Annotated in this window: 21 protein-coding genes and 3 pseudogenes; 6 read left to right on the forward strand and 18 right to left on the reverse strand. The window is 51.0% G+C overall.

Annotation, left to right across the window (positions count from 1 at the left end; genetic code table 11):
* The coding region (locus KP701_RS14640) for a hypothetical protein (RefSeq protein WP_215747683.1) at positions 1-361 on the forward strand (361 nt) is incomplete at its 5' end.
* 239 nt (positions 362-600) lie between these two features.
* On the opposite strand, the gene KP701_RS14645 is transcribed toward KP701_RS14640, so the two are convergent.
* The 9 genes and pseudogenes from KP701_RS14645 to KP701_RS14685 form a co-directional block, all read right to left on the reverse strand.
* Entirely contained in the window at positions 601-1008 is a 408-nt protein-coding gene (locus tag KP701_RS14645) for a DUF2442 domain-containing protein (protein WP_081108363.1), read from the reverse strand.
* Entirely contained in the window at positions 998-1234 is a 237-nt protein-coding gene (locus tag KP701_RS14650) for a DUF4160 domain-containing protein (RefSeq protein WP_062446233.1), read from the reverse strand. The genes KP701_RS14645 and KP701_RS14650 overlap by 11 nt, the downstream gene beginning before the upstream one ends.
* A gap of 434 nt (positions 1235-1668) precedes the next feature.
* Positions 1669-2580, reverse strand: coding sequence for a 3'-5' exonuclease (locus tag KP701_RS14655; protein WP_215747684.1), 912 nt, complete (start codon positions 2578-2580; stop codon positions 1669-1671).
* A 235-nt stretch (positions 2581-2815) separates the two neighbouring features.
* Positions 2816-3727 (reverse strand): replication initiator protein A, encoded by a 912-nt coding sequence (locus KP701_RS14660; protein WP_252345660.1) that lies wholly within the window; start codon positions 3725-3727, stop codon positions 2816-2818.
* 34 nt (positions 3728-3761) lie between these two features.
* A complete protein-coding gene (locus KP701_RS14665) occupies positions 3762-4091 on the reverse strand; it encodes a ribbon-helix-helix domain-containing protein (protein WP_231100490.1) in 330 nt (109 codons plus the stop codon).
* The gene (locus KP701_RS14670; RefSeq protein WP_371819003.1) at positions 4054-4755 is read right to left on the reverse strand and encodes an AAA family ATPase; all 702 of its coding nucleotides are present in this window, start codon (positions 4753-4755) and stop codon (positions 4054-4056) included. The genes KP701_RS14665 and KP701_RS14670 overlap by 38 nt, the downstream gene beginning before the upstream one ends.
* 25 nt (positions 4756-4780) lie before the next feature.
* Positions 4781-5362 carry a site-specific integrase gene (locus KP701_RS14675; protein WP_215747704.1) on the reverse strand — a complete coding sequence of 194 codons (582 nt, stop codon included), beginning with the start codon at positions 5360-5362 and terminating at the stop codon, positions 4781-4783.
* A gap of 128 nt (positions 5363-5490) precedes the next feature.
* A complete protein-coding gene (locus KP701_RS14680; protein WP_194258377.1) occupies positions 5491-5778 on the reverse strand; it encodes a WGR domain-containing protein in 288 nt (95 codons plus the stop codon).
* A gap of 345 nt (positions 5779-6123) precedes the next feature.
* Positions 6124-6522, reverse strand: a pseudogene (locus KP701_RS14685) (transposase); the annotation flags it as partial.
* Positions 6523-6601: 79 nt separating this feature from the next.
* On the opposite strand from KP701_RS14685, the gene KP701_RS14690 reads away from it, so the two are divergent.
* Together KP701_RS14690 and KP701_RS16600 are read left to right on the forward strand one after the other, a co-directional pair.
* A protein-coding gene (locus KP701_RS14690) for an IS3 family transposase (RefSeq protein WP_215747687.1) occupies positions 6602-7788 on the forward strand; the annotation gives its coding sequence in 2 pieces (ribosomal slippage) (positions 6602-6872 and positions 6872-7788; 1188 coding nt in all).
* 62 nt (positions 7789-7850) lie between these two features.
* A pseudogene (locus KP701_RS16600) lies at positions 7851-7952 on the forward strand (recombinase family protein); the annotation flags it as partial.
* A 187-nt stretch (positions 7953-8139) separates the two neighbouring features.
* On the opposite strand, the gene KP701_RS14695 reads toward KP701_RS16600, so the two are convergent.
* The 7 genes and pseudogenes from KP701_RS14695 to KP701_RS14730 form a co-directional block, all read right to left on the reverse strand.
* Positions 8140-9933, reverse strand: coding sequence for an HAD-IIIC family phosphatase (locus KP701_RS14695; protein WP_215747688.1), 1794 nt, complete (start codon positions 9931-9933; stop codon positions 8140-8142).
* 1476 nt (positions 9934-11409) lie between these two features.
* Positions 11410-12603 (reverse strand): hypothetical protein, encoded by a 1194-nt coding sequence (locus KP701_RS14700; RefSeq protein WP_215747689.1) that lies wholly within the window; start codon positions 12601-12603, stop codon positions 11410-11412.
* A gap of 37 nt (positions 12604-12640) precedes the next feature.
* Positions 12641-14824, reverse strand: a complete 2184-nt coding sequence (locus KP701_RS14705) for a glycosyltransferase family 1 protein (protein ID WP_215747690.1) — start codon at positions 14822-14824, stop codon at positions 12641-12643.
* 129 nt (positions 14825-14953) lie between these two features.
* Positions 14954-15856 (reverse strand): hypothetical protein, encoded by a 903-nt coding sequence (locus KP701_RS14710; RefSeq protein ID WP_215747692.1) that lies wholly within the window; start codon positions 15854-15856, stop codon positions 14954-14956.
* Between the two features lie 93 nt (positions 15857-15949).
* Positions 15950-17404, reverse strand: coding sequence for a mannose-1-phosphate guanylyltransferase/mannose-6-phosphate isomerase (locus tag KP701_RS14715; RefSeq protein WP_215747693.1), 1455 nt, complete (start codon positions 17402-17404; stop codon positions 15950-15952).
* Positions 17405-17567: 163 nt separating this feature from the next.
* Positions 17568-18295, reverse strand: a pseudogene (locus KP701_RS16605) (IS5 family transposase).
* A gap of 95 nt (positions 18296-18390) precedes the next feature.
* The gene (locus tag KP701_RS14730) at positions 18391-19839 is read right to left on the reverse strand and encodes a phosphomannomutase (protein WP_215747706.1); all 1449 of its coding nucleotides are present in this window, start codon (positions 19837-19839) and stop codon (positions 18391-18393) included.
* A gap of 258 nt (positions 19840-20097) precedes the next feature.
* On the opposite strand from KP701_RS14730, the gene KP701_RS14735 reads away from it, so the two are divergent.
* Positions 20098-21057 (forward strand): IS481 family transposase, encoded by a 960-nt coding sequence (locus KP701_RS14735; RefSeq protein WP_215747697.1) that lies wholly within the window; start codon positions 20098-20100, stop codon positions 21055-21057.
* A 222-nt stretch (positions 21058-21279) separates the two neighbouring features.
* Here KP701_RS14735 and KP701_RS14740 read toward each other — a convergent pair whose 3' ends face one another.
* Together KP701_RS14740 and traA are read right to left on the reverse strand one after the other, a co-directional pair.
* On the reverse strand, positions 21280-21909 hold the full coding sequence (locus KP701_RS14740; RefSeq protein ID WP_215747698.1) for a hypothetical protein: 630 nt from the start codon (positions 21907-21909) through the stop codon (positions 21280-21282).
* The gene (traA, locus tag KP701_RS14745; RefSeq protein ID WP_215747699.1) at positions 21903-24761 is read right to left on the reverse strand and encodes a Ti-type conjugative transfer relaxase TraA; all 2859 of its coding nucleotides are present in this window, start codon (positions 24759-24761) and stop codon (positions 21903-21905) included. Before traA ends, KP701_RS14740 begins: the two co-directional genes overlap by 7 nt.
* 177 nt (positions 24762-24938) lie before the next feature.
* On the opposite strand from traA, the gene KP701_RS14750 reads away from it, so the two are divergent.
* Together KP701_RS14750 and KP701_RS14755 are read left to right on the forward strand one after the other, a co-directional pair.
* Positions 24939-25232 carry a conjugal transfer protein TraD gene (locus KP701_RS14750; protein WP_215747700.1) on the forward strand — a complete coding sequence of 98 codons (294 nt, stop codon included), beginning with the start codon at positions 24939-24941 and terminating at the stop codon, positions 25230-25232.
* A gap of 64 nt (positions 25233-25296) precedes the next feature.
* Positions 25297-25551, forward strand: coding sequence for a conjugal transfer protein TraD (locus KP701_RS14755; protein ID WP_215747702.1), 255 nt, complete (start codon positions 25297-25299; stop codon positions 25549-25551).
* Positions 25552-25752: the final 201 nt, after the last annotated feature.

Below are 25752 nucleotides of genomic sequence, written 5' to 3' on the forward strand. Positions count from 1 at the left end.
AACCGCTTCCGCGCGGAGCGTGAAGGTGATGAAGGAAACGGATTATGATCTTTCAGAATGGAAGCCGGAAGTCGCGGGAAAAAAGTGCTGCATGATCCAGATTCTGATTGTCTGCATGCTGCCGGTCAGCCTGATCGGGCTGGCCGTTCTGATCCCATGGCTGCTGAAACGGCTGGAAGGTCTTTCCACAGATCAGAAAGGGGAAATGTCTTCGTCAGCTCCGCTTCCGAACACTGATCTCGTTCTGACAGAACTGATGATCTCATGCCCGTCACAGTCCCATCATCATGGCAGTGCCCATTATGCTCCGGCGACAGTGTCCGATCCGGGCTCATCCGGAACGGACTGGTCGTCGTTCTGAGAAACATCAGGATGACCTTCCAGACCGAAAAACAGGGAGGCGAAGCCGTCCTGCCCTATGCGATCAAAATCCTCCGGTATCTGGATTCTTCCGGTCATAAAACCCAGATGCTGTTTGGGCTGTCCTGTGCAAAACGATGTCTTCATAAGCCATTACACCATCAGGACAGGGCGACTTTCCTTCTCACAATGAGAAGATTACCCTTGAGGATATCGGTATCAACAGCCTGATCGTCTGCATCACGCCACTTTCTTCGGTCGGCCGCCCTTTGCGCCATTCCGCCGAGCAGCGGCGGCTTTTGCCTCACTCGATGATGATCCCCCGGCACGTCCCATCTGCGCTGCCATCCAACGTCTGGTGCCATAAACGCCGTGGATCAGTCCCTCCACCAGAACGTCAGCGTCGAGACGCGGCCAGTGAAGACCCGTGCCCAATGGAGTCATTTCGATCTCGGCCAGGTCCGTCAGGGAGGCCCCCTGCAGGTCCTGCAACAGATCCACAGGCACGCTCATTTCAACACCGTTCGAGAGCACGACATGAAGAGCACGTCGTGCGCGGATCAACCGTGCAGACACGGCATGAGGGACAGCAGTCCTGTGGAGGTCTCCTGCTTCACGAGCAGCTTGATAATTCACGTCATGCGCCATGTATCGTCTCCCATGCTTCTGCCAGCATCCCGGCATTGTCCTGAACAATCTCAAGCGCGTTCTGGATAGACTTATCCTTCATGCCGCCTGATCGGATCAGCCGGGCTTTTCTGCCAATCACGATCACTGCTTCGCCCTCTGCATTGATCACGTGGACATGCATCGGTTCATGGTCTGCCGTGTAAATCACAACACGGAATCCATTGATGCGAAGAAGCGTTGGCATGTTCTCTCATAACTTGAGCGCTTGGGTTTTTCAATATAAAACGAAAGCTGTTAGCCTGGACGATATGGCAAGGTGACCAGAAGCCATGCCGTATCCAGTACTCTCAGCGCAGTTGTGAACCCTGACAGGGGCGTTTTCGGACAAACCTGTCCGTCAGCAACAATAGCCAGTATGAGCAGAAGATTGACATCAGACAGCTCATTTCCGACCTTGCCTTTTTACTTTCCAGGGCAATGCAATTCGCCCGGCCCGGGCCTGACGGTCAGTCTCTCCGGCAGTTAGGGCGGCCATCTTGGCGTGGTCCACGCATGATTCCGCCATTATCAGAGCCAGTGTTCTCGGAGCCATCCGTTTCCCTCCGTCAAAGGTCCGTAATGCTGGATCTTTGACAGTTTCAACCTCTGTTACAGTTTCACTTCCCGGAATCCCTAGCCTCAGACCCGACTGGTAAAGCGGTCTCCCGCTTCGACGGGGCGGACGGTGATATCCACCTCCCGCTGATAGATTTCGGTGCGGAGAAAGCAGATTTCATCTTCAGCCTCTTCAGGTGGTTTGTCGATGAACCAGGCTTTGGGCCGGCCATCAGAACCGTCGTTCCAGCGGTACCCCCGGGCCTTGAGTGTGTCCTTGAGTTCGAAGGGCGCGTATTCGGCCCACAGACGCTTCCAGACTGTTCTAGCACGCTCCAGTAGCAGGGATAGGGCAGAGCGGTTCTCCGGGAAGCCTGTATGGCCCAGAAGGGCGATGGCAGCCTGACAGTCATCCACCGCCCGGTGCCCGTCAAAGAAAAATCCGGCCTGCAGACCCAGATGCCCCAGTTTGCGCCCCTCAAAGCCTGCCTGGTCCCAGGGAACGTCTTCCATGGAGCAGGCCCAGGGTCTGTTCACAAAAGCCGGGCAGAAACGTTCGAGGAAAGGACGATCGAATGCGGCGTTATGAGCAATCACCAGACTGGCATCCGGGGCGAAAGCCGCCACGTCGTCAGCCGAGACGGTCTGGCCGGCCAGACGTTCGGGCGTTAGCCCTGTCAGATCCTGGACAAGGGAAGGTACGGGAATGGAAGGTTCTCGCAGACGGCTGAAGGCAGGCAAGGTTCCGAGCAGGATTCCGTCGATGCGATAAATGAACGGAACCATGCCAATTTCGATAATTTCGTCCTGTCGAGGATTCAGACCGGTGGTCTCCAGATCCACAAATAGACCGGTGCGCAGCCCCCTGCCCTCAGGTCTGTGGCTCAGAACGGAAGGACGCAGGCGTCTGAGCACCCGATAATTTTCCGAAGCTTCCAGACGGTTGGCCAGAGCGTCCAGAGTTCGGTCAGGAGGAGGAAAGTTATCCACATGCATTCGGGTTTCAAATAGTTTTAAGTGTTTTAAAGAGTTTTAGGAGCGAAAAAGTCGATTTTTCCGTTTTTTATCAATGCCTTGTAAAGAAGGGCGGTTCCTAAAAGACGGAGTTTGGTTCCTAAAAGACGGAAATCGGTTCCTAAAAGACGGAATTTGGTTCCTAAAAGACGGAATTTTCACAGGTGGGTGAGACAGATTAAGGCTTTTCACCTTAAAGCCGCCCCTTCTCCGTCTATTAGGAACCTAAAGAAGAATGTTGCTTCTCTGAACGGTATCTCATGATTAGAAGTGGTCCGTCTCGCCCACTTTCTTCGTGAAGGTCATATTCAGGTAGGTCGTTCCGTTTAACAAACTCTCTAAGTTCGTATGAACATCTTTTAAAATTTCCTTGGCTACCACTACGTTCATAAATCAACCGGAATGACCATTTAGCTTCATTTTTCCCAGCAGCTACTCTTGCCAATCTATACAGAAATCTTCCGAGTCCAGGTTTTAAAAGGAAATAATCTGGATGGACGGTAAGAACTTCAGGATTTTCTGACTCCACTACCGCCGAGTATAGCCAGTTAGGAAGCTCTATCTCTACAGCCATTACACGCCCAGTATCTGCATATGATATGGTTTTGTAATCGTTTATTAAGCCAGACCCAGTAGTTTCTCGGATCGTACGGCCACCCCTAGTTTTCTTTTCGCCACGAACTATTTCAAGAGAAGTTTGTTTAAGGCGCCGCAAAGCGGATTCAACCGCTTCATATTGCCTACCGCCATCAGATTGACGACAAAATTTTAATATATCTGATACTTGAGGAGAAAAAATTCGTCCAGGCTTTTCTCCTAGCCCAGACCGATATTTATTCATTGCTTCGGTTAAGTATGAAATACCCATTAAAATTATATCATAATCCCAAATAGATGCCATGCCATCAGGACCACTAGTTATACGTACATAACCATCAGGGAGATGATGTATCATTACATCATTTGCGCGTTTGTCTTTTTTAGACAGACGAAATACTGCGACATCCATAACGCCACGATTATCTTTTGTCGCAAGATCGTATAATCCGGGAACAAAAAAATCCCCTTGCTCTTGGTCAGATGGAGCGGAGCGAAAAGTTTTGCTAGATGGATCTTTTTCAATACCCATAAGATATTCTTCCGATACTAATTGGATATTAAATTCACTTAAAAACATCTCCTTCTAAGGCTCTATAAATCGCCATATTTATAATCCCTGCGCGGGCCTGACCGGTTCTTTTGGCAATTTCGTCAACGCGCTGCAGTAATTCTGGGGCAATCGTCAAACTGATTTGCCGCTTATGTCCTTTAGGTATGCCCTTGTTGTATGCTTCTGGGGTTGAGTTTGTGGAAACCCCGCCATCCGGTGCCCCCGCAATGAATGCATCCTCTACCGAAGGAGATATTGGTCTCTGGGGTCTTTTTAAAATGGCCATTTTGATATCCTTATGATATTTATTTAATATTAAAAAGGTATTCAGATAATTTTTCAAGCTCTTTGCAAGCCTTTGCGTCTTTTACGGGCATCTCCGAAACAGCTAACCCAGACCCACTGGCGTTACTGAATGCTTTTCGGCGCCGGATAGGCATATCTAAATATTGAAACTGCTTCACTTCGGACACAGCAGATGCTGCTTCTGAGTTATCAGATGAATGCAAACCCGGATCTGCTTGGTTCATAACAGCAAAGCAATTTAAGCCGTCTCGGACGCTGCGTGCTTCATCAATTAGCTTAGCCATATCATCGAGAGCCCACACATCGTATGAGCGTGGAGCAAATGGAACTAACAAAATATCCGATAAAATTAATGAAGCGCGTAGAGCTGTAGAATCTCTGCCCCCTGCATCTATAATGATATCATCCCATTTGTTTTTCTGCTGTTGGATTTGTCCTCGTAAAGTAGGACCGTCTGCATATTGTGCACAGGCAATTCCAGGGTTCTGATTCGCTTCTGTACGAATAGAAATTGCAGAAGCTGCTGTTCCTTGGCGATCTCCATCGATCAACCAGACATCTCTTCCTTGGAGCGCTCTGAAAATAGCGATTTGAACTGCAAGAGTGGTTTTCCCTACGCCGCCTTTCGTGTTGCCAACAGTGAGAATCATATAATCTCCTTTTGATATTCTTTTAATATTAAAAGAATCTTCAATAAGCACTTAAAGAAGTCTCTAAAAATATGTTTTAGATTAACCACATTTTCCTTGCAATGGTCTGCTCTTCGTCGCCGGAGGCGTTGGCGTAGATGGCAGTGGTGGAAAGCTGGGCATGGCCGAGCCATTTCTGCACGAGATTGAGCGGAATGCCGGTGGACACGGCCGCCACGCCAAAGGCATGCCGCAGGCCCTTGGGGGAGGCGGCCGGCCCGGACAGACCGGCATCATCCATGACCCGGTGCACCATGCGCCAGCCGGTCATTCGGGCCACCGGCCACAGACGCAGGGAGCGGCCCCGGTCCCGACGCGCCTGCGCTTCGCGGACGCCGTGCACCAGATCAAGCGCCTCGAGCAGGGCAGGGGGGACGGGGACAGCCCGGTAGATCCCGTCCTGGCGCTTTTTCAGACTTTCGAACACCAGCACGCCGCCGGCCAGATCCACCCGGTCGGCGGTCAGGGCCAGGGCCTCGGACAGGCGGCACCCCGACCAGGCCAGGGTCATGGCAAGGGTGCGGACATCGCGCGGTGCCTGCTCGGCCACTTTCAGGAAAGCGGTGCGTTCGGAAACGGTGAGATATTTCCGCGCCCCAGAAGGATCAAACAGCTGCATCCCCGCCTGGGGCGTCACGCCGCCGCCAGACGGACCCTTCCTGTCAAATCCCCGAGGTGCAGGAGCCTGAGGCTCCTGCCGGGAGCGCGAGGGCAGCGCCCTCGTTTTCACCGTCACATCGCTTGCTGTCATCCGTCCATGTCCTCTCGATAGCCCCGACGCTGCTTCACCTGCACCCAACGGACCAGCTCTTTCTGAGCGGCAACCGGATCGCCGAAACGCTCCCGCCGCTCCTGACCGGTGGTCCCCAGACGCCCCCAGGAGCGGACAAGGACAGTGCCGCCAAAGAGATCATCCTGCAGGGTCAGACGGTAGAACCGCCAGCAGTTGGTCGCCGGATCAATCCGCTGCAGACGGGCGCTCTCGGGAAAGAGGCTGAACTGGCGGGGCGGGGCCGTTTGCGGAGCTTTGGGCATCAGATCCCGAAAAGTGTAACAGGTCCGGATCCGAACCGTCAGGGGCTTTTTCTCCAGGGATACGGATTTTCGGGGCTTTTCCGCAGATCGTGAGAGCGGGACGGGAAGGAGTGATCCGGACAGATCTGGGAGCGGAAGGCGCAGGCTGTTACACTATAGGTAATAGTGTACCCTCCCAACCCTCCCCGCAGGAGGCTTCGAAAACGTAATCTGGAGGGATCGAAAAACTGTTTGTTGATATGCCTTGGCGAGTAATTTCTGGTTTTTGGCGATTTGATTGACGGTTCTTGAGGTCGTTTTCGGTCTGCGTTTTGAGCAGATCGAGGGTTGGCACCCGCTGAATAGCTACGCGCTCGCGTTCAACCTCTCCAGGAACAGAAAGCGCCGCATGTTGTAGACGATATTGGCGAGACCGATCCGCATGGTGGCCCGGGTGATACCCACGGTTCGGATGAACAGTCCCGTCTGTGATTTCTGGTCGGCAAAGACATGCTCGACACGCGAGCGGATCACGGACTTTCCTACGTTGGATCTCTGAATATGCCGGGGCATCGGTTTGAGATGCGGCTTTTTCCTGTGGACCTTTGAGACAAAGCCCTGCTTTTCCATGAAGTCTTCGTTGGCTTTCGAGCGATACGCGGTATCGGCCCAGACGCTTGAGGCGGTATTGGCTTTATCCAGCAGGCCCTCGCGCAGCCTTGCACCATCACTGGCAGCGGCATGCGTTGTTTTCCATTTGCGGATGAACCGGTATTTCAGAGGTGGCCCCGGAAAATCGGACAGGGTGATAAGCTATGCCCGGCCTGGATAAGGACAGGGACTGATGGGCAAGGTTACGAGGAAACGGTATTCGTGTGAGTTCAAGTCTCGTGTGGCTCTTGAGGCGATCCGTGGCGAGCAGACGTTGTCGGAACTGGCGTCGAAGCACGGTGTGCATCAGACGATGATTGCCCAGTGGAAGCGTCAGGCGATCGAGGGCATGGCAGCGACCTTTTCGGGCAAGGCCGTTGCGGAGCCTGCGACGAGTGCGGCCGAGGTCGAGAAGCTTCATGCGAAGATCGGCCAGCTTTTGGTGGAACGGGATTTTTTGCGGGATGCCTCTGTTCGCTTGGGCGTGACCAGAGGCGGGAAATGATCAACCCGCAACGTCCCCGCTTGCCGATTGTCAGGCAATGCACCTTGCTGAGGCTCAACCGATCTGGGGTATATTATCAGCCTGCGCCCGAAAACGCGTTCAACCTGATGCTGATGCGGTTGATCGACGAACAGTTCATGGAAACGCCGTATTATGGCGCCCGGCAGATGGCGCGGCACCTTCGCCGTCTGGGCCATGAGGTAGGCCGCAAGCGGATCGGACGGCTGATGGCCCGGATAGGGCTGGTTACGATCTACCAGAAACCCAGGACGACGGTGCCCCACCCGGAGCATCGCACATATCCTTATCTCCTGCGGGACCTGACGATCGACAGGCCCAACCAGGTCTGGTGTTCGGATATCACCTACATTCCGATGCGCCGGGGTTTTCTGTATCTGACGGCGATCATGGACTGGACGACGCGCAAGGTTCTGGCCTGGCGCCTGTCCAATACCATGGATGCGGACTTCTGCATCGAGGCCTTGAAGGAGGCGTTGGCCCGCTACGGGACGCCGGAGATTTTCAACACGGATCAGGGCAGCCAATTCACCACGCCGCGCTTCACTGAAGTGCTGCAGGGCCGGCAGATCCGCATCAGCATGGACGGGCGCGGCCGCTGGATGGACAATGTCTTCATCGAACGGCTCTGGCGGTCATTGAAATATGAATGCGTGTATCTCCACGCTTTCGAGACCGGCTCGGAACTTCGTGCCGGCCTGGCGAAATGGATTGGTCATTATAATTCGCGGCGCCCACACTCGGCGCTCGCTGGACGCACGCCCGATGAGGCGTATCATGGATCCGCTCCGACACCGCTGCCGGGGTTAACCCCGGCAGCGGTGTCGGTCAGCAACAACGAGAAATTGGCGGCATAGCAACATCGGGCGATAGCTTATTCAACCCGCAAATCTGTCCGAACGAATGGGGCCACCTCTATTACTCCATTAGCGATCTAGCCGAAGTCTTTTCCATCTCTCGTCCGACAGTCTATCGAACTCTCAGTAGAACAGCCTCAACGGTCTTGGTTGGTTCACTCTAAGCGTACGTAAAGTGTACTTTCGTGTCGTGACCTCAGTTAATTGGGAGATGAAAAATAAAAAAAAGTCTTCAATATCAAAAAAGCTAGACTGCTTCATTATTCCCCCCAATCAACATAGGGGGAATGGAAGCAAACAGAAGGTCTCAAAATCAGAGAATTTTTCGAACTCTTCACGTTCATGGGGACATCATACCAAGATATCGAAGGCGCTTATGTCTTTTGATGAATTATAATAATCTTCTATAGTTAACTGAACAATTTTAAATAAATCATAATATAACTCACGTGGAAAATGATTTGGATCGTCTGTTATGCCAAATTTTTGTACAAGTGGATTAATATCAATAAATTTAACTTTTTCATTCTCAAATTCTACACTTCGGCACAAATTATTAAGATTTATAATATTTTCATCTCCGGAATATTTATCTTCTGGATTAGTTCTTTTTTCGTTGGCACCCAATAAAATTAATAATTCATCATTATTAAATGAATCAATAATGCAATTTAAGTTTTTATAAGTTTCCTCGTTGCCAACTTGACCAATAAACTCATAATTTTCGTTAACCTCCTTCACGGCGTCTTCAAACCATGTTCCTTTATAAGATGGATCCATATTGTCTAAATTGCATGAAGTAATGTCAATCGACGACTGCCTAAATGCAGGGTAGACGCTAAAATGTATTTTTTCTCCAGATATTCTGTGCTTATAGGCGGGATAATAAACATCCGACCACAAGCTTAAGATGACGACTTTTTTTCCAGAAAATTTTGAAAATACCTCTGTTGTTAGTTCATTTTCCGAATATCCTAACTTCTGAAGCGCAGCGAAATTTTCTCGATCATTTTGAAATTTTAATAAGTGTGGATAAAACGTTGAGTGCTCAAGCCGTTTTTCAATTTTATCTCTAACTTGACTGAATTCGCCCTTAATATTGTCAGTTATAGAATATAAATAATGGGATAAAGACATCATTTCACAGCCACCCCTGGCTACAATCATTAGATCGTTTTGGAGCTGAAGAGGGTCATCGTTGGATGTTTTGTGAGTGTTAATCCAGTCGATGTCTAACTCTACGAAAAGATCCGTTATGACGGGGGGGGCAACATCAATTTTGGGGCGTTCTAATTGGTCATATACCCATTTTTCGACGTACATACCCAACGTACGGCAAGAAAAGCAGTAGTGAATTAGTCTCGAACCTTCAGAAATAGACTTGGAGAGCAAATAAAATCCTACAAATCCGTAATCTCCAAACTTATCCTTCACCTTTATTAAGGCAGCATGAGATGAATGGTGACGTAATTGATTATGTAGAATTTCTTTAGCTTGTGATAAATCTTCTGGAAGACGCTGTTTTGTAAAATTCAGTTGATTTGTTCTATTTATTATTTCAATAGCTCTATCAATATTGGCATTTATATCATAGTCAAATGTAACAGTAATTTCACTTTCTCTTAAGAACTCGTTTGGATTTGATTCAAAGCTTTTTTTGATAATTGCCTTATCTTCAAGAACTTTATAATTTTTAAGCCGCGTCATGTCTGGATCGGTTTTGCCTTTAAAATCAGGCATACTCAGTATCTGGTTTATTATTTCTGGCGTGGCTACATTTATACCAGGACATGCGTCATACACTTCAGCAATATTTGATGGGTTATCATCGATAAATAAAACTGTTTGGGGGCGCAGTTGAATGTCGTCTATTAATGCTTTAATCCTAGGCCCTTTAGCCTGCCAGTTAATCGACGGGAACACAAAGTAATCCCATAATTTTTTTTCTCTTAGAATATTCTCAATTTCTTCATGGTCATTCTTCGAGCAAATTGAATTAATTATTCCCCTTTTTGATAAGGCAATAATAAGGTCATGATTATGCTCTGAGTAGCGTATGCCGCCCTCGGTCAGAGTGCCCTGCCAAAAAGTTTCGTCTAGATCCCATATGATTAGACGAATTGCTTCTTTGAATTTGTATTCCATATCAACCTCCAAGATCGATTTATAATCAATTAAAAGAAAATAGCATATGATATTTCAAATTTCATCTATTCCCCCATTTAATATTAAATAAATTATAAAATTTATATTTGCAAATAAAATAATAAACTATTTACACAATATGAATATATTTTTTTACCCGAAGAGTTAACGATAAACCGATCAAAATTAAGCAAAAATTTACGCTCAACGTATAGATTATGTCATAATGGGCATGGGCTGAGTAGCCAAATTGGCCTCCACGTATCATCTCGATCGCGTCCACGCTTGGGGATAATAACATGATCTATCGGTAGTGGGGTGGAATCCAGTCTACCATCGCAAATGCACCTGACAAAGGAAGCGAAACATACGAAAGCAATCCGATGGATTTTTCAAGTAATTCGTTTCGTTGAGTTAGGGGTGCCACAATTAATGCGCTTGATAGGCTAAATAATATTTGACAGAATATGCCGAGATACAAGAGTGCATAGTTTGTGGTGGAGCCATATAACCTAATATTATTGCGATAACACATACCAATAATCCTGCGCACATTGTGCCCATAACTTCCAATATTACGCGAGCAAGCATAATGTCTAAAGGCGTCACTTGCCTATGAAACAACAAGCTCCCGTTGGCCTCAAAAGCTAAGACTGAACGTGCCAAGCAATGACGCCACATTGTTAAAGGCACATACCCCGTAATAACAATCGCTGTAGTCGGCAGGCCATGCTCATGAGCAGGACGGATGGCGCTCCATACTAGCGCAACGCCTGCACAGAATAAAATTGGCTCGCCAATAATCCACAAAAAAACCCAATCCGTGTCGACCGTAGCGCGTGTGCAGTTCACGCATCATCAACGCGCCAATCACGCGGCACTGCAATGAGAACAGGGAGAGCAAAGACTGTGATTTCATGTCGGCCTGGACACTTCTCTCAAACGGGGCAAGCTTTTGGTTTTTGGCATGCTGACCATGTCACAAACACACTGGTAGAGATCCTTTGGTACGACAATATGACCGTTTGACCAAGGCAAAACACCTTTGGCATGGTAATGTTGGACTTCAAACGATGTACCGCGTTCTGTCTGGCGCTCCACCAATCCCACATTTAATGGCCTGTGAGCGCATAAAAAACAGACAGGTGTTACACCCGCAATCGCGTAACGTGATGTCTAAGGCGTTTCATATACAGTCATTGGTCACTGCATGTTGATACCACGTTTCCAGTGCGTCGACTGTGTTCATGCGTGAAGCGTCCCACAATTTTTCATGGTGACCGCATAAATCAATTCTGACGTGCAACCTATGCGAATACGATCGCTCAATAATCTGGTCAATGTCTCGTCACCGGCATAAAGTCCCACCAAATCTGTTTGATTAAACTTGGCAGGACAAGAATTTCGGTGAATTTCATCGCTGGCAATAAGGTGGAGGGATCAAAAATCAACTAACGATTTTTCAATCCCTCAAAGTTATTGGAGTCCTAATACAGCTGGTCGAACAGCGAAAAGGATTTCGTTTTTTTCGCCATGAATACCACAAAAATCTTGAGAAACAATTTGGTGCGTAGAGGATTTTGACTTGCTAAAGTCTAAAAAAGCGTTTCCTATACGAATATTGCTGCACTCATGATTGCTAGATGCTGTTATAAAACTCTGATCTATCATGCGTGCTTCGATATTACTTGCTAAGATCGAAGCCTCCCCCGTAATAAAAAATGCATCTGCATGGTCCATTGCAAAACCTGAATCGATCCCTTTTTGCCCAAATTGACGCATCTCGCTAATCATCATCGTTGCTCCAATTGAGTCCACCTGAACGCAATGCTGTACGCTATCACATTCAAGTTTTCCGATTTGTATACCTGTTGCGGCTCCATTATTTTTTGATTTTTCAAAAAAAACGCCCGATTTTGCGGCATATGCAAAAACGTTATCTATGAATACTCCGTCCGCACGTCCTAAAACAATAGTATTAAGATTTTTTTGTTGAAACGAAATTACTAATGGGTCTCCACTTAAGTACGGCCATGAATGAACATTATTAATCCTAGAAATATCCATTTCATCATATAGTTTTATTGCAGAAGAAAAAAATTGCCCATACAGTCCATCAATATACGTTCTTCCACCATTAATACTTTCGATCCCGGTATCCACACCGTTCATATAAATATCACGAATTTGAGTTAAGCCACTTACATCTTTGATCATTATCACCGGGGGCATTGGGACCGGATGCCAACTAGTTGCCCCAACCGTTGGCAATTGTTGTGCAGGCTGTGTGAACGCTATCTTCTGGATGGATGCCCCTTTGGATCCTCCAGTGAAAACTATCCCTGGACTATGAGAATTTTCGATACTTATCCACGTCCCATGCTTCTCGTCTGCCTTAGGAGCTTCTTCCCAACCTTGTCCAATTATCGATATTGGACATTTGACTATGACAGTGGACTTTAGATGAAAGATTCCTACACCTAATTCCAGTGTACCTCCATTAGTTCCACACATCATGTTAATAACGGATTGAAGCGCCGGCGCAGCATCGCCACTCAAAGACGAAATATAAGGATGCCAGTCTGGCAATGTACTCGATGATGCGAAATTGGGAAAAGCGCCTACAATTAGGGTAGAGACAGTCATTATTTTACAGAAGTAACGAATCATGATTTGTCTCCACCTTTCTAATTTTAGTTATTTTCCTTCAAGGAAGAACAACCGGCATGCTGGGAATAAATGGTAACTCATGGGGAGGTTTTCCCACCGGAATTATCGAGCTGTACGTCAGCGCAAGCAGCTCGGAATCTCCGCTCTTACAATAAGCGATTCCACTCCACCCGATAAATTGGTTATTGGATGGAAATTTTCCACGCCCGAGGAGGAAAATTCTCACAACCCCTCCACCCGTCACGATTCCTGTAAACCTAAATACCGTTGGGTGCTCAGACAATCGATAAGCGTAGTCCCCATCTCCTGCATTGAGAATGACAGTAGGATCGCTGTCGCGATTAGACTCGCGATGCAAGCGCAAAAACAGTTCCACCCGATCCCCTTCACCACATTCAGAAATAAACTGTATTTCTGATCGACGATTTTGAGACCAAGCTCCCCAATGGTTAGCCGGATGCCACCAAACATGCCGAGCAGAACGGAACGTGATCACTTTTTCATCGGTACGTGCCATGCGCAAAATATCGTGCGTTCCGCCGAGGATGAACTTTGCTTGTGGCAAGTAACACACCGCATGAATACCTGATCCAAGCAGGTTCTTTGCATTCTCCACGACAGCATCATAAAATTCTGCACTAAACTGATGCCAGGTTTTTACCTTGAAATCTTTTTTGACCCGATCCTGCCATCTTGCCAAATCGTCTCTATCCGCAATCACCTGTCTTATTGTGGGATAGCTTGCTTCCCAATCGAACGGATCAATGTATCGAACGAAATCTCCACCAACTTCAGGCATCGATGTGGTGTTAGAGGCTATACAAGGCTTACCGTAGACAAGACTTTCTCCAATCGGCAGTCCAAATCCTTCCGCAAAACTTGGATAAACAGAAAACATACTGTTTTTGTACAGATACTCCATCTCATTATCTGAGATTCCATTAAATATAAATAACCAATCCCCAATATAACCTTTTTCTTCAATATACTTTCTGAATTCGTCGATCTCCCATCCCCACTTTCCGACCAATACGAGATTGGGTGTTTTTTCACCGAACTCTTCTCGCAATTTCTCCCATGTCCGCAGCAACAAGGGGTGATTTTTTCGAATTTCTATCGTCGAAACTGAAATAACATAATCAGTTTGAGCAATATCTAGAATATTTCTGTTTTGAATTCTATCTATTACTTCATTAGACCGCAATTCTGTCGGAAGAACGACAGCCTTTACTGGAAGATTATAATTTTTCTTTTCAGAAAGATATGCCCTGATATCAGAAGCCACATATTCCGAGTTAGCTAATACAAAATCTGCAATATCAAGAGCATCAGAAATTTGAACGTTGAATTTATCTGTTGCATCACGTGCTACGTATTCAGGCATACGAATCTGGATCAAGTCATGAATAAATAAACCAAACCTCATTCCAGCCTGACGTAAATGCATAATGTTGTCATAATGCGGATAAATCCAAAATGCTCCTGCAACGACAAACACATCGTCTTTTTCTGGGAAAACTTGAATTCTATCACGATGGACTAATTCTAGAGCCGAATCTATGTCTTCTCTGTTAACAGAAGAATTATCAAATACTTCAACTAAATCGATAAAACTACGAGCAGAGGTAGCAAATATTTTAAATTGGTCGTACTCTGGTATTACCGGGACGACGCGATAACCGTCCAAATCAACTTTCTTCAGATATAAGACGAGATTCGCGATGACACGCTGAATTCCGCTCAGGCTATTATTATGCTTTACATATACGACAAAATCTGTGACATCGAGCCAGATCGTATGTGAGGCGACATTTGTATGTTTTTTCGCACTTGAAACCACCGCGATGCTACCGCCGCGCTCTACCTCACCTCGAGCATTCTCATTAGTCGGATCCATATTAAACGACATTTGATACTCCGCTGCGGCTTCGCTCGTGCGGTGCATCAACTTAAATAGATGCCCACGTTGCAGGTGAAGATCAGAATCTGATTTGTTGATCGCTTGCGCTTCGTCGTATGCAACAAGAGCGTCATCAAGTTCACCTGCTTCTTTTAGGCAATTGCCCCTTTGAACCAGAAAACGAAATCGATTTTTGTGACTTCCTAGAAGATCAAGAGCCTTCCCATATAACTCCGCTGCTTCTGCCCAATTTCGGAGGTCACGCTGTTTATCTGCTTCACGTGTGAGAGTTGTGACCCTTGTCTTGGAAAAGAGAGCCATATTGCAGTCAATCCTCTTTAGGAAAATCGTGAAAAAATTTGGTTAGGTGTACGTTAGGGTGCCGTTCATCGAGCGACAAGCCAGAACCGTTTGTGGAGGTCGTTTAGACAAGAATCATCTGGACTGGGACTATAGTTCCCATATCTTCTGATACCCTGAGTAAAGCAGTCGTGCGCCGATGGAAGCCATAAACTGGTCCACGATAAGCCCCTTGCCGCCTGCACCTAGCGGGGGGACATCAAAGTCGTCCACACAGATGATCGTGCCTTCGCCTATCAAGCCCCTCGCCGCCATCATTTCGGTTGCATGATGCATCGCACTAGGCATTGGATCAATAAGATCAAGATCGAATGAATCCAGATACAGTAAAGAAGCAGGACGCGTGCAATTCTGCCCTAGCGCATGTAATGCAGGGCGTGAATCATTCAAAATTGTACTTGTCGTTCCGCTACATGCACGTCTGGCGCTGTCGATGCTTGCCGAATTGATATCGATGGTGAACACAGAACCCTGACGTTCGCGCGCGTACCAATCGAACTGAAACGTGCTTTGCCCGTCTCCTGCCCAGTTATCTGGCACCCGCAGGCAGCCCGTTTCAACGATTAATGGACGCGAGTGCTTATCCAAGCGATCGAATATAACAGCGAACCCATCGGCACGTTTATCTAGACGCGGACGAAGATGCACGTCATAGGCCGATTTGAAATCCATTTCCTGAGCTTCTGCAGGCAAACCGACATAGGCAAAATCGGCATCTATCCGACCACCTTCCATCGTATCGATTGTCTGTGTCAGTTTTTTGCGCTGCTCTATCGCACGACTGTTTGCAATCCGATTGATCAAAGGATCGATGTCAGCCGGGTTTTGCTTCAGTGCATCCAGGATGGATGCACCATTCCCGTCCGACACACCATCCAGAAGCTTTGCCAAAATTAACAGATCGACTTGTGCTGCAACCGATCCTGTATCAGATTTCTTGCGCGCTTTGCGTTTATCTGTGCCACTTGCGGCTTCTGAATGATCCATATTCATGAACACTCCAGTGAGCGGAAATCACAATCCGAGCCTGGCTGCGGGTGAGCCCGCAGCCAGCAGTCTACAAGAAGTGGTTCTTGATAAAAAACCTCAGACTCTGGCGTAAATATCTTCGATACGCACAATGTCATCTTCGCCAAGATAAGGACCTGATTGGACTTCGATCAGGGTCAGAGGGATCTTACCTGGATTTTCCAACCTGTGTACGCAGCCAAGTGGCAGATAGATGCTTTCGTTTTCACGCACCATGATTTCCTCGGCATCGCGGGTAACAACAGCTGTGCCAGCGACAACAACCCAATGCTCTGCGCGGTGGAAATGCTTTTGCAAAGATAGCTTGTGACCGGGATCGACATGGATCCGTTTAACCTGGAAACGGTCGCCGTGGATAAGGCTCTCGTAAAAACCCCAAGGACGATACATACGGTTGTGATTAATGGCCTCGGGACGACCTGCGGCCGTCAATTGCGCCACAACCTTTTTTACGTCCTGAGCACTGTCACGATGAGACACCATGACGGCATCTTCCGTGACAACGACAATCAGATCTTCTACGCCGGATACAGTCGCCACGACCCCGTTGGAGCGAACGTAGCAATTCTTGGTGCTGTCAAGGAATACGTCGCCGAAAGTTGCATTGCCTTGATCGTCTTTGGGTGTTAGCTCCCAAAGTGCATCCCAGCTGCCAATGTCGGACCAATCAAAGCGGGACGGCACGACGGCTGCCATTTTAGTGCGTTCAGCAACAGCATAATCGATAGAAATATCCGGCGATTGTGCAAAGGCATCGCCATCAAGGCGTTCAAAATCCAGATCCGTTTCACGACCCTTAATCGATGCCTGTACCGCGGCGTACACCTCGGGTTCAAAAGTTTGAATTTCCTTGAGCAATACACTCGCACGGGCGACAAACATCCCCGAATTCCAGGAAAAACGTTCATCTTTTACCAGTTCTTCTGCACGGGCAGCATCGGGCTTTTCGATGAATTTAGAGACCTCAAAGACATTTTGTGTTGTCTTGAGCTCCTCACCACGTTCGATGTATCCGTAGCCCGTTTCTGCCTTCGTCGGCTGAATGCCAAAGGTGACGATGTATCCCGCAGCTGCGGCTTCGACTGCAGAACCCAGAGCAGCCTCCAGCAGATCTTCCTTACGAATGGCAGCGTCTGCTGCCATAATCCACAGAATAGCGTCCGGATCAGTCTCAGAAACCAAAAAAGCAGCTGCAGCGATCGCCGGGGCAGAATTTCGTCCCACAGGTTCAAGTACAACGCGCGCCTTTGTTATATCGGCTTCACGCAATTGTTCAGAAACAATGAAGCGGTGTTCAACATTACAAACTACAATTGGTGCAGAAAGGCCAATGCCCAAGCCACGAAGCGCCGTTTCTTGAAGCAAGGTCTTATCAGATAATAGCGGCCAGAATTGCTTTGGGAAGCTGCGCCGTGAAACGGGCCAAAGCCTACTCCCTGATCCTCCGGAAAGCATAACCGGAACGACGGCGCCAAAAGCAGCACTTTTCTGGATCGACTTTACTGAACTCATAAGGTGGATCACTCTCTGACGTTAAACTCAAACCGCGCTTTTACACGTAGCAAGCGTTAATATTTTAGGAAACACTATGTTGAAGCGAAGGCATTAGCAATTCATTAGGTCGCGTTGACAAAAGAGTTAATCCAGAGCCTTGCGGCTGCGAGATTGAGGAAGCTCATGAAAGACAGAGCAGTCTTGTCGTATCGTATCGTGTCGCGATGCGCCGCATCTGCTTGAGGCGGTTGAACATCCGCTCGATGCGGTTTCGGTCCTGGTAGCGTCGCCAGTCTGTCTTTTGCGGCGCAGTTCGGCCTTTGCGTGGTGGAATGATCGGCAGGATACCGCGCAAAAGCAAATCCTGACGGAAACTGTCGCTGTCATAGCCCCGGTCCGCCAGCATGGCCCTGGGGTTTGGAACCGGTAATGCCATCAAGGTGTTTGTGGTTTTGTAATCCGAGACCTGACCTCCTGTGAGGACAAAGCCGAAAGGACGTCCCTGATTGTCGCATCGGGCATGGATTTTGCTCGTAAAGCCGCCGCGTGATCGACCAAAACCCTCCGAATAAGCCCCCCTTTTGCGCCTGTGGCCTGTGAGTGAGCGCGGACCACGGTACTGTCGACCATATGCTGCCAGTCATCACTCAGACCCAGGTCCACCAGGGTTTGCAGCAAGGCATCCCACACGCCCTGTTCAGCCCAACGGCGAAACCGGACATAGATCGAATTCCATTTGCCGTAGCGCTCATGCATGTCTCGCCAGGGGCAGCCAGTTCTCAGGACATGCAACATGCCATTAAGGAACCGGCGGTTGTCTCCGGCTGGACGCGCCCAACGTCCACGCTCAGGAGGTAGAAGCGGACCAATCATCGCCCATTCCCGATCCGTCAGATCCCCTCGTGCCATGTCTGTTCCCTCTGCCTGTTATCCAACAGGCGCAAAGTGAATCAGATCTCAGGAAGACCGTATAGTCCTTTTGTCAACGTGACCTAGGTAAAAAATTATTGCCAATTCGATGCATATTTTAGGCCTGTGGCAAGCAAAGCTGCTGCTCGTTCCTGAGAATCGGCTTCGACATAGACGCGCAGTTCAGGAGCATTCCCTGAGGGCCGGAAGTGAATAATCTCACCATTATCGAATGTTAGGCGAAGCCCATCCGTTTCATCTATTTCGCAGACATTGCCGCATTCTGGTGCCAATCCGACGTTGTGTGACAAGGTTCGCAGCTGCTCTGTCAGAGCCAGAATTTTTTCACGACTTTTTTCGGCTGGCAGTTCAGCGAGGCGATCACTCAGTGTGAAACGAGGCGGAAGATTGGCCAGCAGTTCTGAAAGGCCACTTCCCTTCACTTTTGCCGCCACCAAGGCACACAGCATGGGCAGCACGGAATCTCGGGTCGGCAGCGCATCAAGAACTTTATTGTTTTTTTCAACCTGATTTGCGAGGAGGAAGCCTCCATTCGCTTCGTAACCCACCGAGGGAACCAAACCCTGTTGACCTGCTCTTGTCATAGCATCCACAACGAACGGTGAGCCGATGCGCGTGCGCTGTACCAGGCGCGCAAATCCCATTTTCTCCAGCGCGGTATTGCTGCTGACAGGTGTTGCGACAGCGACGGCGCCCAAATAATTCGCTGCCAATATTCCTAAAACGTCGCCCCGCAACCAGTTGCCAGAGCTATCTGCCAGCAATGGCCGGTCTGAATCGCCATCGGTAGTCAAAATTGCGTCATACTCGCCCGTGGCAGCCCATTCCTTCGCCAGCGTAACATCTTCCGGACGCACGGCTTCAGTGTCCACAGAGATAAATGTGTCAGATCGCGCTAGCGGTATCGCTTGCGCTCCCAGAGCGCGAACGACCTCAACAAGCACATCGCGCCCGACGGCAGAGTGCTGATACACGCCGAGTTTCATGCCCTCTAGCGCAGTGGCTCCAAAAAAATCCCGATAGCGTTCAATATAGCTCGTCGTAACTTCGGTCACTGGAGGCAGTTGAACATCACCAATTAACGCTCCTGCATCGGTAAACCATCCAACAGGCAGTTCAACTGCTTGCTCACGCATGGGGGTCTCGTCGCTCTTGAGGAATTCACCGCGTGCGCGATTAAATTTAATCCCGTTGCGATCTGCCGGAATATGGCTGCCAGTGACCATTAGTGACGGAATACCGCGCCCAAAAGCGTAGAGACAGAGCGCTGGTGTTGGTACGTGCCCGCAAAATAAAGGCTTTCCTCCCTGCTGAATTATTGCAGCGGCACATGCTCGCATTATTCTGGGTGTGCTGGGACGTAAATCACCGGCTATTGCGACATCCATACCATTTGAAAACTCGCCCAGAGCTCGCATATGCTTCAGGTAGCCCACAACGTAAGCAAAACACAGCGCATCTGTCATTGATGTCACGAGGCCACGAGCGCCACTCGTACCAAATGCTACTCCAGATCGGCTCATCCAATCGGCAATTTTCACTTTTCTCTCCGAATTAGGTAGAATGTTCGAACTTCGTAGATTGGACTTTTAACGGTTTTATACCGGTTAGACAGTGATTATGCCACTTTATGCTTCAAAAGCGAGAGGGCAGATAGTGCTTCTGCAGTCGTTCTTTTCCAATATCCACGGTAAACCTCGCGTTGATGATCGCCGAATGCTGAGGTGTTTAGTCCCGGGATTTGATGGGGTATTATTTTCACGAGAGTGGAAGGAAGCCTTATGGGCCAGATACGTCATGGGAGCGCCACGACCACGCACGCCGTGCGAGCGGCACTACAGCGATCGCAGGCTTCGCTCGCGGCGCTGAGCAGGGAGTTCGGGATCAACCCGAAAACAGTTGCAAAGTGGCGGAAACGTCAGACTGTCGAAGATCAGAAAACTGGCCCTAAAGAGCCGCGATCAACGGTTCTCTCCACAACGGACGAAGCGATGATCGTGGCGTTTCGCCGGCATACGTTGCTGCCGCTGGATGACTGTCTTTATGCCCTGCAGGCCAGCATCCCTCATCTGACACGCTCGGCCCTGCATCGCTGCCTTCAGCGCCACGGGATATCCCGGCTTCCGGATATCGAGAGAGACAAGCCCAAACGACAGCGTTTCAAACGCTATCCCATCGGCTTTTTTCATATCGATATTGCCGAGGTCCAAACTGCTGAAGGCAAGCTGTATCTCTTCGTCGCCATCGATCGGACCAGCAAGTTCGCTGTCACACAACTGGTTGAGAAAGCCGATCGGAAGACCGCCTGGGAATTCCTCGAATACCTCCTGAGCATCATTCCTTATCGGATCCATACCATTCTGACAGATAACGGCATCCAGTTCGCTGATCAGCCCCGTAACCGCAATACGGCCTGGTCTCGCCCCATGCGCTTCGACATGATCTGCGAAGCTCACGGGATCGAACATCGTCTGACGAAACCCAATCATCCCTGGACGAACGGTCAGGTCGAGCGGATGAACCGGACAATCAAGAAAGCAACCGTCAAACGCTTCCATTACGACAGTCATGAGCAGTTGAGGACACACCTCAACGACTTCATGGCAGCCTATAATTTCGGGCGAAGACTCAAGACCCTCAGTGGCCTTACCCCTTACGAATACGTCTGCAAAATCTGGACTTCAGAGCCAGAAAGATTCATCATCAATCCAACCCATCAAATCCCGGGACTAAACACCTAAGTGGCAACTTTGACGAACGTGGAAGACCTTGCAGCAGTGTGTGGAAATGCTCGTTCAACCCTGTTTTCCCAAGAAACCGGTTGCCATGTTTACATCCCCTTCAGCTGGAAGGGTCAAAGAACTCTTCAGATTATAGACAATATTAGCCCACTTTCCTCATGATGGCCCCTATTATACCCACGGTGCGGACGAACAGCACGACACTATTTTGAGTTCTAAAAACTACCCTCCCTGTAGCACCTTGAATTCGCCATGATCTCCGTAAGATCCGGCCTCCGGATCAGTCAGCACGCACCACCTCTGCTCCGGCCCGCAGCGGGTCAAATCCTGCAGCATCCCGGCCTGTTTCCAGTCCTGTTCCCGCTGCTCCATATACCGTAGCTCTTCCGACAGCACAGCTTTGCGGTCCTCCAGCTGAACCAGACCCCCCTGCTGCCATAGCAGGATTCCGGACGTGATCAGCCACAGTCCGCCTCCCAGCCCCAACACCCCTGCCACAACCCGCAGAAGCAGCCCCCAGGTGGCGTAATGGACCAGACGCTCCAGCGCCTGCACGGCCCTGTTCGTGTGTAGCGGCAGATGGTTCAGTTCGGAGCGCAGTCCTGAGAGGGTCAGCTGCACAGCCTCCGTCCCACTCGCCAGCATGTCCTCCAGACCACGCCGCACTTCCGTCTGCGTAGCCTGCCGTACATCCCGCCTCCAGCGTTCATGGACGGCGTGCTGCTCCTGACGCTCCCGCGCCAGAGCCTCCTTCTCCCGCTTCAGGTCCTGCAGCATCTCCCCGGACAGAGCCTGCTGACGCTCAGCCATCTCCAGCAGACCAAAGATTCGCCGTTCCGTTTCACTTACCATGGTGTCCGATCCCTCTCCGGCTGATACGGAATGCTACGCCGGGTCTGCAGCTTCCGGCTTTCCTCCAGCATCCGGCGCTGCTGTCGCATCCTGTCCAGAACGCTCTGTTCGTGAGCAGACAGAGCCGTATACAGCGCCCGGGACGCCTCCACATTCTGCCGCACCGCAGTCCTGAACCACGCTTCCCCTTTCCTGACCGGATCCAGACACTCCCAGTCCCGCAGAACCCTCTGCCGCAGAGGATCATCTTGCTGCAGGGCACGGGCACAGTCAGACAGACCCCGCTTCACCTGTTCAGACACGGCCTGTCCGGGAATCAGATCATGAACGGCCTGAGCATAGGCCTGCCAGGACTGCCCCCAGTCCTGACACCAGCGTGCCGCCTGCGCGGCCAGCGCCTTCTCCCGCCGCCAGTCCCCATAGACTTTCCGGGCTTCAGCCCGTCCCTCCTGCAGAAACTCAGGAGACAGAAGATCAGGCAGCTCCGGATCCGGTTCCTGCACGGGTCGGGATGGGGCAGAACCCTCTTTTCCGATCCCGGAGGCCATTTCCTTTTCTGAAACATCCACACCACGTCGTCTGGCAAATACGGCATCTTCATCCCGGACAGGATAATCCAGCGTGGTGTCCTTCAGCCGTTCACGGGACAGCCTCTCCACCAGCAGGTCCCGCCCCCCTACATCCTCCCGGCTCCAGTGGACGGACACACTCTCGCGATGCCGCGAGAGCGCCACATAGGCCACATGCCGGTCCATGCCTCCCGTCGCCAGCACATGCGTCCGGTCCACCGTCACACCCTGCGCCTTGTGAATGGTCGCCGCATAACCATGATCCAGCGCATCATATTCCCGGATCTTTACCGTCACGATCCGTCCGGTGCCTGTCCCGTCCGGCCCATCCAGCTGTACGGACAGAACAACCCTGTCCTCCTCCAGACCAAACAGCCCCCGCACCGTCCCCAGCATTCCGTTCTTCACGCCCAGATGCCGGTCATTGCGCAAAAAATACAGCCGGTCCCCCTGCGCAAACAGCCGTTCTCCCTGAGCGGTCATCACGGCAAGCTCACCACCCGCATCGAGCTCGCCACGCTCCTGACGGATCCTGCGCGCCGCCTCATTGAGGGCGCGGACATCCACCCTCCGGTGCGCCAGCATGATCGCGCTCTCTGCGGGATGCGCCTGACGCGCAGTATCCCAGTCCGCCACCACACCGGACAGTGCCTCTTCCTGCGTCTGATGCTCCTGTACCAGGCCGGCTGTTTCATAACGCTCCAGAGCTGATCCTGTCCGGCCTGTCGCCAGCTCCTTCGTGGCCTCCTGCTGCCACTCCTCATGCTGCCGGCGCACTGTCGTGATCTCCACCGCACCGACCTGCTCGACCACCGCCCGGAAGGCTCCGCCCGCCTCGATCGCCTGCAACTGCTCGGGATCACCCACCAGCACCACCTTGGCCCCGGCTTCGCGGACGACAGACAGCACCCGCTCCATCTGACGTGATCCCACCATGCCGGCCTCATCAACCACCAGCACGTCCGCACTTTTGAGACGATCCTCTTCATGAGCCCAGGAATATTCCAAAGACGCCAGTGTCCGGCTCACAATCCCGGATCCACTTTCCAGTCCTTCCGCAGCAATCCCCGACAGCGCAGCACCCCGCACCCGATACCCGGCCTTCTCCCAGGCTTTGCGGGCCACACCGAGCATGGTGCTCTTGCCTGTTCCGGCATAACCAATCACGACAGACAGATCGCGGGACCTCGTCACCTCTCCCACCGCAAGCGCCTGTTCCTCTCCAAGTCCGGGCGAGCGCATGGCAGTCTGCCGGACCCGCAGGGAGACGGCATGACCCTGTGCCTGCCCAAGCGTCACAGACATCTCTGCCAGCCGCTGCTCCACTGCAACCATGTCACGCGTACTGAGCCGCTCCTGACCGCGTCCATCTTTTCCGAGCACCAGCAGCTCCGGACAGGCTTCCACTTTCGCCATGACCTGCGCGAACTGCTCCGGATCCGCCGTGTGACGGTCCACAAACCGGGCCAGGTCCTGACGGGTAAACGTACTCTGCTGCCGGGTCAGGATTTCCAGAACCAGAGAAGGTTCAGCCAGCAGCCGGTCGCCATTACGGCGCGCAATTCCGAGATGTTCCGCAACCAGCTCACTCGGTTCACCGTGCTCCTTCCGCCGGAAGGCCGCAGCACCGAGCTTGTACTGCGGTTCAAGAACGATGCCCTGTGCTGCGTTCGAGCGATGATCAACGCGTAGATCCAGATCATGCTCCGCCAGACAGGCATTGACCTGCTCGGCCCAACGCTGCCGCCAGCTGGCCAGCATTGCCGGTTTGTTCCACTCACGATTCTTGAGACCGAACCCTGTCCGTTTCTGTGCACTGTCCGGCCCGGAAACCACTTCAACATCCCGCAGAGAGAGCATGACATGGGCGTGGGGTCGAAGCAGCCCGTCTTCTTCTCCAATATCCCAGTGCACGTTGAGATCGGCCACCATGCCGAGAGCTACAAACTGTTCGCGTACGAAGTTCTGCGCCAGAGCAATAGCCGCATGCTTCGGCAGCTCTCTGGGCAGGGCAAATTCCACTTCCCGTGCCAGCTGGGCATCTCTGCGGGTTTCAGTCCGCTCGACCTCGTTCCACAGAACCGAACGGTCTTTCCAGCGATCCGGAGCGCCAGTCGGAAGAAGGATTTCCGAATGCACGACCCCGGTCTTGTTCGTGAAATCATGCGTCCGCTGCAACCGGTCATCTTCAAGCCGGGACGCAGAGCGGTAAGCCACCGCAGCCACGGCACTCCGGCCGGTCGCACGGCTGATCAGTTTGACCGAGAAGTGATAGACCGCCATGGCGTCAGCGGGTCAGTTCGAAAAAGCGCACGTCATGAAATGACGTATAAGCGCGCACTCGCTAACGAAACGTAAACGGTTGGTCAGTCATAAGGAAGACGTGACGGGCGGCGCGCGGCGCCGCAGGCATGCAGGACAACCTTCATGCAGGACAACCTTACGGAACGGAACAGGGACATGCGCAGACCGCGGGATATTGATACCGAACTGAAAGCCCTTCAGGAAAAAGTGAAACAGCTCAGAGCGCAGCGGACTATCCAGCTGGGAGAGCTGGTTGAGGCAACGGGAGCGGACACGCTGGCCATCGAGGCTCTGGCAGGGATCCTGCTGGCCGCCGTCGAGCAGACCCGTGACAAACCGGAAGCTGTCGCGAGGTGGACCGAACGTGGACAGGATTTCTTTCAGGCGGGCGGAAAAAAGCACAGCCGGAAGAGTACTGAAAACACTCAGAACGCAGCTTCCGACGCTTGAAAAGCAGATTGGCAGACAGAACGTCCTGATTGCCCGGCATCAGGCACGAAAGGCACGGAGCGACATGCGGGACTGGGCAAAGGAACGGCGGGAGCGGACCCGGCATCTGATCGAACTCGGGGGACTGGTGCAGAAGGCCGGTCTGGTCGATCTGACCGCCGATGACAGGGCCACACTGCTCGGAGCCTTTCTGGAGCTGGCAGAGCAGCTTCAGGGAGATGAAAACCAGTCTGCCGCCGATCTGAAAACACGCTGGCGACGACGGGGGCTGAACCGCTTCCGCGCGGAGCGTGAAGGTGATGAAGGAAACGGATTATGATCTTTCAGAATGGAAGCCGGAAGTCGCGGGAAAAAAGTGCTGCATGATCCAGATTCTGATTGTCTGCATGCTGCCGGTCAGCCTGATCGGGCTGGCCGTTCTGATCCCATGGCTGCTGAAACGGCTGGAAGGTCTTTCCACAGATCAGAAAGGGGAAATGTCTTCGTCAGCTCCGCTTCCGAACACTGATCTCGTTCTGAC

Origin of the sequence: Gluconobacter sp. P1C6_b (genome assembly GCF_018811945.1) — a bacterium.
GTDB lineage: Bacteria > Pseudomonadota > Alphaproteobacteria > Acetobacterales > Acetobacteraceae > Gluconobacter.

Excerpts from the sequence above, each read along its gene's own strand:
- KP701_RS14645 (WP_081108363.1), bottom strand. The coding sequence starts at position 1,008 with ATGGCGCATGACGTGAATTATCAAGCTGCTCGTGAAGCAGGAGACCTC.
- KP701_RS14650 (WP_062446233.1), bottom strand. The coding sequence starts at position 1,234 with ATGCCAACGCTTCTTCGCATCAATGGATTCCGTGTTGTGATTTACACG.
- KP701_RS14655 (WP_215747684.1), bottom strand. The coding sequence starts at position 2,580 with ATGCATGTGGATAACTTTCCTCCTCCTGACCGAACTCTGGACGCTCTG.
- KP701_RS14660 (WP_252345660.1), bottom strand. The coding sequence starts at position 3,727 with ATGGGTATTGAAAAAGATCCATCTAGCAAAACTTTTCGCTCCGCTCCA.
- KP701_RS14675 (WP_215747704.1), bottom strand. The coding sequence starts at position 5,362 with ATGCAGCTGTTTGATCCTTCTGGGGCGCGGAAATATCTCACCGTTTCC.
- KP701_RS14680 (WP_194258377.1), bottom strand. The coding sequence starts at position 5,778 with ATGCCCAAAGCTCCGCAAACGGCCCCGCCCCGCCAGTTCAGCCTCTTT.
- KP701_RS14695 (WP_215747688.1), bottom strand. The coding sequence starts at position 9,933 with ATGGAATACAAATTCAAAGAAGCAATTCGTCTAATCATATGGGATCTA.
- KP701_RS14700 (WP_215747689.1), bottom strand. The coding sequence starts at position 12,603 with ATGATTCGTTACTTCTGTAAAATAATGACTGTCTCTACCCTAATTGTA.
- KP701_RS14705 (WP_215747690.1), bottom strand. The coding sequence starts at position 14,824 with ATGGCTCTCTTTTCCAAGACAAGGGTCACAACTCTCACACGTGAAGCA.
- KP701_RS14710 (WP_215747692.1), bottom strand. The coding sequence starts at position 15,856 with ATGAATATGGATCATTCAGAAGCCGCAAGTGGCACAGATAAACGCAAA.
- KP701_RS14715 (WP_215747693.1), bottom strand. The coding sequence starts at position 17,404 with ATGAGTTCAGTAAAGTCGATCCAGAAAAGTGCTGCTTTTGGCGCCGTC.
- KP701_RS14730 (WP_215747706.1), bottom strand. The coding sequence starts at position 19,839 with ATGAGCCGATCTGGAGTAGCATTTGGTACGAGTGGCGCTCGTGGCCTC.
- KP701_RS14735 (WP_215747697.1), top strand. The coding sequence starts at position 20,098 with ATGGGCCAGATACGTCATGGGAGCGCCACGACCACGCACGCCGTGCGA.
- KP701_RS14740 (WP_215747698.1), bottom strand. The coding sequence starts at position 21,909 with ATGGTAAGTGAAACGGAACGGCGAATCTTTGGTCTGCTGGAGATGGCT.
- traA (WP_215747699.1), bottom strand. The coding sequence starts at position 24,761 with ATGGCGGTCTATCACTTCTCGGTCAAACTGATCAGCCGTGCGACCGGC.
- KP701_RS14750 (WP_215747700.1), top strand. The coding sequence starts at position 24,939 with ATGCGCAGACCGCGGGATATTGATACCGAACTGAAAGCCCTTCAGGAA.
- KP701_RS14755 (WP_215747702.1), top strand. The coding sequence starts at position 25,297 with ATGCGGGACTGGGCAAAGGAACGGCGGGAGCGGACCCGGCATCTGATC.